Genomic DNA, 6,083 nt, shown 5'->3' with positions numbered 1-6,083 from the left:
TAGATATTTTATTAGATTTGATCACCCTTTTTCTTAGGCGACGGAATACAGGTAGGTATTCTATCTGATTCGATTATCATTTGATTTTAAGCCCGGAGCTACAGACAATATTTTGTTAGATTTAAGCATCGTTTGATTTTTTTGACACTAAAGAAGACAATGACGTGTCCTGATCTTTAGGCATCGTTTTTTATTCACCGCTGCGGCCTTCTTAATGCCGTATATGACCCATATCTGACAGATATAGATCACATACGGGTAAATTTGAGCCCTTTGTTTATAAAAAAATGCCGCAGGGAAGTGAAGCAGCGCCTTTATACAGGTAGCTGCAGCGTGGGCGGTCATTAAAACAATTCTCAGGAATTGCCTGTTGTCGAAAAAATGGCAAGCCTAATGATGCGGGGTTTGCGGGTGAAGCAGGTTAAACAATGCTTTTTGCAGATCATCATTATGAAGATTGTTTAACTGCTCCGTCTGGATTTCGTAAAAGGCAGTTTTTTTACCTAATACGCCTATCACAAACGTGTGACCTGCCTGTGCAGGCTCACCGGTTTGTGGATGCTTTTTGGATAGTGTTACCACTACGTCTTTGAATTTTGACATGTAGTGAATATAACAAAAATTCAGGACTTTCGCACGGTGTTCGTTGTAGTGTAATATTGCCATCTACTAACGAAGCTGTTTGTTGTGGAATATTACAGTACCTGCATGAAAGACACTTTCACAGCTTACTGATAATTTGCATGGCAACCATGGATCAGCTTGCCCTTACGCCGTGCAACAATTTTTCCATCGCATTTTGTAAAGACCCCGCCCGTGTTACTTCTCCCGAGTTTACAAAAAATATTTCGTCGGCATTTTCAATGGTATTCAAACGATGGGCAATGATCACCCGCGTGGTGCTTTCCGGTAATTTTTCCAGGATTTCTCCAAGTAATTGTTCGGTTACTGTATCGATGTTGGCGGTGGCTTCATCCAGGATCAGCAGGTCGGGCTTACGTAATACAGCACGCATAAAGGCAATCAGCTGCTTTTGCCCCAGGCTCACACTGTCGCCAGCTGAAAGAACTTTTGTATCCAGCCCGTTTTCAAAAATAGCGAGCAACTTTTCAAGATTAGATTCCCTGATCACTGCGGTGAGTTGTTCGTTCGAAAAATCTTTGTAAGCAGGGTTGCCATACAGGATATTTTCTTTTACCGTTCCGGTAAACAGGAAAGGTTCCTGCAGGATAAAGCCTATTTTCTGCGAACGCGCTTCTGCGCTGTAACTGCGGATATCCCTGCCATCCAGCAGCACCATGCCCTGCGTGGGATCGTACAAACGTGCGATCAGCGAAGCGGTAGTGGTTTTACCGCCACCGGTTGGGCCTACCAGGGCGTAAGTTTTTCCTTTTTCCAGCGAAAGACTGATGTTGTGCAGAATTTCCCTTCCTTCTGGATAACCAAAATGTACATTCCTGAATTCCAGCAGCGCTGTTGTATTGCCGGAAGCCGTTGCAGCAGGCACTGTTACGAGGTCTGTTTCCAGGCCGAGTATTTCGGAGATCCTGTCCCAGCCGGCCATGGCCACCTGGAAATTGGCCCACAGTGTGGCCAGTTGCCGCAGTGGATTATAAAAATAAGTGGCGTATGCCAGGTAACTAACGAGTAAGCCTATACTAAATTCGCCCTGTGTGATCAGGTAGATACCGCCGGTTAATACCAGCAATTGTGCAATACTGGCGCACATGGCATAGAACGGCAGGAACACATTGTTGGCCAGACCGGTGCCTATGGCGCTCCGGTAGTTTTTTTCGTTGGCATCCTGGAAACGCTGCCGGAAATAATCGCGGCGGTTAAACGCTACTATTACTTTAAAATTACTCAGGCTTTCCTGTATTTCAGCGCTCATGTTACCCACCGTTTTCAGGTTTTCGGCATTTTTTCTTTTTACCCAGGGAGATAATACCCGGGTAAAGATGAGTATCAGTAAAGCCGGCGCCAGCGCGGCAATGCCAACTTTATAATTGATGATAAGCAGGAAAACACCCGCGCCAATCATGGTGGAGATGTTGCCTACAAACTGCATCAGCGATTGTGAAAAGAACTGGTTGAGTTTATCCGTATCATTATTAACACGGGATATAAGGTCCCCTGCTTTGTTCTGGTTAAAGAAGGCTACCGGCAGTTGCTGTATCTTACTAAAAATAGCATTCCGGAGGGTAAACAGGGTACGCTGCCCAACACCTCCCATCAGCTTTGTCTGGAAGTAACTGGTGAATAACGCCACCAGGTAAAGCCCCAGCAGGATACCGGAAAAGACCAGTACGCCATGGTATTGTTTATGCTGCACATAATGATCGATGGTATAACCTATTAAGAAAGGTCCCAGCAGGTTGAGTACAGAATTGAGCAGGATAGCCGTTAAAGCTACTGCCAGGTTCCTTCTTTCATGCGAAATCAGCTTCAGCAAATTTCTGAATGCGGAGTAGTTGGAAGTCTTCTGCTCTTTCTCCGTAAACTTATTAAGATTGTAATTCATAATTGCTGGTACTTTGTTGGGAATTAAAGATCTGGATGTACTCCGGACTGGTATGCAACAACTCTTCGTGTTTGCCGGTCGCAATAATTTCACCCTGCATGAGCAGGATGATCTGGTCGTAATGCGTTACCGAGGATATTTTCTGCGTTACAGAAAGTAACGTGATACCGGGGTATTCCGTTTGTACATTTGCAAGGATTTTCTTTTCCGTATTGGTGTCTACACGGGCGGTAAAATCATCCAGCAGCAGGATCTTCGGGTTAATGGCCAGCGCGCGGGCCAGCATGATGCGTTGTTTTTGTCCACCGGAAAGACTGGCACCTCTTTCTGAAACAATGGTATCCAGTTTTTCCGGAAGGGTTTCTGTAAATTCCTTCAGTGCAGCAGTGCGCAATGCCTTTTCCATAGCCGCTTCGGTAACAGTTTCATTGAACGCTATATTTTCCCGGATGCTGATATTAAAGATGATACTGTCCTGGAATACAAAACCCACCTGGCTATGAAAGGATTCGCCGTCATATTCGCTTACCGGGCGCCCGTCTACCAGCACGGTACCGGAAGAAGGTTTGAGTAAACCTGTAAGAAGATATAGCAACTGTGTTTTCCCGGCGGCAGTAGGCCCGATAATAGCCACCTTCGACCCGGCTTTGATGGAGAAGGAAATATCCTTGAGCACCGGTTTCTGACCGTAGTTTACGTTTACCCCCTGGAATTGAATATCTCCCTTAACAGGCGTAGTAACAGTACCTGCCGGCATAATGTCGGGCATGTTGATCACATTACTGATCCTTTGATAGGAAGCGGTGGCCTGGGCAATAATATTACTCATAAAGCCGATCACCAGTATCGGGAAGATCAGTAAGGCAAGATAACTGCTGAAGGCGGCATAATCGCCGAGGCTCATACTGCCGGTTATCACGAAATGACCACCCAGCGCCAGGATGATAAGATTGGCTATACCCGCAGTAAATGTGATCACAGGGATCAGCCCCGCAAAAAGCTTTACAATGGATAAACCAAAATCCATTGCTTTGCCGTTCGCATCCAGGAATTTCTGGTATTCCAGCTGCTGTGAATTGATGACACGGATCAGCGCCGCACCAAGTATACTTTCATTGATCACTTTATTCAGCCAATCCATTACCTCCCGGCTTTTAATGAACAGGGACCTCACTTTACGTAATACCAGGAAAAAGGTGATTCCTATTACGGGTAGCGTGGCAATCACTGCCAGCGCCAGTTCCCAGTTAATGGTGAGCAGCAGTACGCTGGCGCCTATAATAATAAATAAGGACGACACCAGCGATACGATAGCCTGCGAAACAAACAGCTTGATAGAATCCACATCGGCAATCAGGTTGGTAAGCAGCCGCGACGGATTGGCCTGCTCTACCCAGGCATAGCTCTGGCCGGAGATCTTGTCCGATATTTTAGTACGCAGGTTGCGCGCTACTTTTTCCGACACATATGTTTGTATGATGTTCTGCAGGTAGGTAAACAGCAGGATGATGACCACCGCCACTATAAATTTTGTCAGCAATGCATTCAGCTGAAAGGTACCGTGCCCGTAGCTGTCGATCCCATTTCCTATAATTTTGGGTAACCACAGGTTAAGGCCATTGCTCAGCAGTGTAAACAGGATCAGTAAACTAACCATACCCATATAGGGTTGCAGGAGACTGAAAATGCCGGCTTCTTTCTTTTTACTACCCTCTTTTTGTTTCATTATTAACTGGTGTGTTTAGCGGGACGCGGCTTTTAAAAGGATTTCCAGGTGAAGACGAATCCGCGCTGCAAATATTGTACAATATCGCAACAAGATATTATTTTTTTCACGCTTCCTGGTATGGGTTATTGGAGCAGAAAGGGGAGTGGTGCAGGAAAAAAGCAACCGGCGTTGGTTCCTGCCCGTTGGAACCCGCGCCGGCGGCCTGATTAAATAGTTACCGCTGCTTTCTTTTTTTCGTAAACAGCGCTGGCAAGCCAGTAAAATTCATCCAGGAACCGGGCGGCCGATTTGGCCGTGTGTTCGCTGGTAAGTTCCTGCGTGTCTGTAAAGGCGCCATATACCTCCGGTACCAGCAGTTTTACCGGCAGTGCATAAGCGCCCACGCTGAGGATCACCTGTTGCAGCTGTGTGGCGGCATTGATACCACCGAGTTTACCGGCGCTTACCGTAACAATCCCGATGGCTTTCCGCGAAAATTCGCTGCTGAAATAATCCAATGCATTTTTCAGTACACCCGAAAAGCTGCCGTGGTATTCCGGTGTAACAAATATCAGCGCATCTGCGGCATGCAGCCGGATACTCAGGTCCTTTACCACCTGCGGCAGTTGCGGATGAATACCCACCCGCTCTTCCAGCATGGGGAGCTGCGTTTGCGCCAGGTCTACCAGGTCGGTATCCAGTCCCCTGTCTGTTAGTTTTTTCTGCAGGTAATGGGCAATTTTCTGTGATTGCCTTCCCTGCCGGATACTTCCGATTAATATGGCTATTTTCATCATTTTTATTTTTTAGTAAGACATGTGGCCACCTGTACCGGCAATGATATTCCGGCGGTAACTGATGGTTTGCATTGTAAGATTGCTACCGGACGGAGGGCCCTGCCGGCCGGTATATGCAGGAGCGCAGTTTGAAATACGTATCACTGCACCGGGTACATATGCGCTGCGCGCTGGCATGTGTACGAAGGCGCAGGTATGGACAGGCAATGAATATGCACATTGTTACACATCAACGTGCCGCCACAGAAGGCAGCAATGAATATGCACATCGCCATATTCCGCTGCATTACCGGTGTTACGTATTACAAAGGATCGTTTTCTTTATGGGACAAAGATAGTATCTTTGCCGAATAAACCAAATAAACACTTTGTTTATTATGAATAATAACTTTGCCGATAATGAGCGGGCGATATGGATACTGAAAGCACAGGGGCCGCAACCCTTGTGTAAACTGGCGGAGGAACTGAAGGTAACGATGGAAGGCGCCAGGTTTCAGCTGCTCAAGCTGGCAAATGAAGGGCTGGTACAGGCCACCACGGAGGCAAAGGGCAGGGGCAGACCAAAACAGATCTGGTCGCTCACGGAAGCGGGCAATGCCCGTTTTCCCGACCGGCACCAGGACCTGGCGCTACGGCTGCTGTGCAACATGACCAAAACGCTTCCCGCAGCCATGATGGAGGGCGTACTTGATGCTGCCGCCCAAAGTACCCTGGAAAAATACCAGGAAGAACTGAAAGGGTCCACCACTACAGAAAGCCGCGTGCGCGCATTAGCGGATATCCGTAACCGTGAGGGTTACATGGCCTCCTGTGTTAATGAAGGAAACAGTTACCTGCTTATAGAAAATCATTGTCCCATACAGGCGGCCGCTACCTGCTGCAGCCGGTTCTGCCAGTTGGAACAGGAATTGTTTTCCGCTATTATCGGGAAACATGCAAAAGTGGAACGCCTGGAACATATACTGGATGGGCAGCGCCGGTGCGTGTACCGCATCACCGGGAAATGACGCCGGCTTTTTCAGCTGCTTCATGATCATCATACAAACTCATGTATTTT

Annotated in this window: 5 protein-coding genes; 1 reads left to right on the top strand and 4 read right to left on the bottom strand. The window is 47.3% G+C overall.

From position 1 onward, the window contains the following. Nucleotides 1–390 precede the first annotated feature (390 nt). The 4 genes from VN105_RS26640 to VN105_RS26625 all read right to left on the bottom strand — a co-directional run bounded on the left by VN105_RS26640 (nucleotide 391) and on the right by VN105_RS26625 (nucleotide 5,023). The gene (locus VN105_RS26640) at nucleotides 391–603 is read right to left on the bottom strand and encodes a hypothetical protein (protein WP_325645978.1); all 213 of its coding nucleotides are present in this window, start codon (nucleotides 601–603) and stop codon (nucleotides 391–393) included. A gap of 154 nt (nucleotides 604–757) precedes the next feature. Continuing rightward, nucleotides 758–2,521, bottom strand: coding sequence for an ABC transporter ATP-binding protein (locus VN105_RS26635; protein WP_325645976.1), 1,764 nt, complete (start codon nucleotides 2,519–2,521; stop codon nucleotides 758–760). After that, a complete protein-coding gene (locus tag VN105_RS26630) occupies nucleotides 2,505–4,247 on the bottom strand; it encodes an ABC transporter ATP-binding protein (RefSeq protein ID WP_325645974.1) in 1,743 nt (580 codons plus the stop codon). Before VN105_RS26630 ends, VN105_RS26635 begins: the two co-directional genes overlap by 17 nt. A gap of 209 nt (nucleotides 4,248–4,456) precedes the next feature. After that, nucleotides 4,457–5,023, bottom strand: a complete 567-nt coding sequence (locus VN105_RS26625) for an NADPH-dependent FMN reductase (RefSeq protein WP_325645972.1) — start codon at nucleotides 5,021–5,023, stop codon at nucleotides 4,457–4,459. A gap of 380 nt (nucleotides 5,024–5,403) precedes the next feature. Between VN105_RS26625 and VN105_RS26620 the strand changes: the two genes are divergently transcribed. Then, nucleotides 5,404–6,033 carry a MarR family transcriptional regulator gene (locus VN105_RS26620; RefSeq protein WP_325645970.1) on the top strand — a complete coding sequence of 210 codons (630 nt, stop codon included), beginning with the start codon at nucleotides 5,404–5,406 and terminating at the stop codon, nucleotides 6,031–6,033. Nucleotides 6,034–6,083 lie beyond the last annotated feature (50 nt).

Source organism: Chitinophaga sp., assembly GCF_035564935.1.
Classification (GTDB): Bacteria; Bacteroidota; Bacteroidia; order Chitinophagales; family Chitinophagaceae; genus Chitinophaga.
The sequence above is the reverse complement of the archived record's forward strand: the minus strand, read 5'-3'. Positions and strand labels throughout refer to the sequence as shown.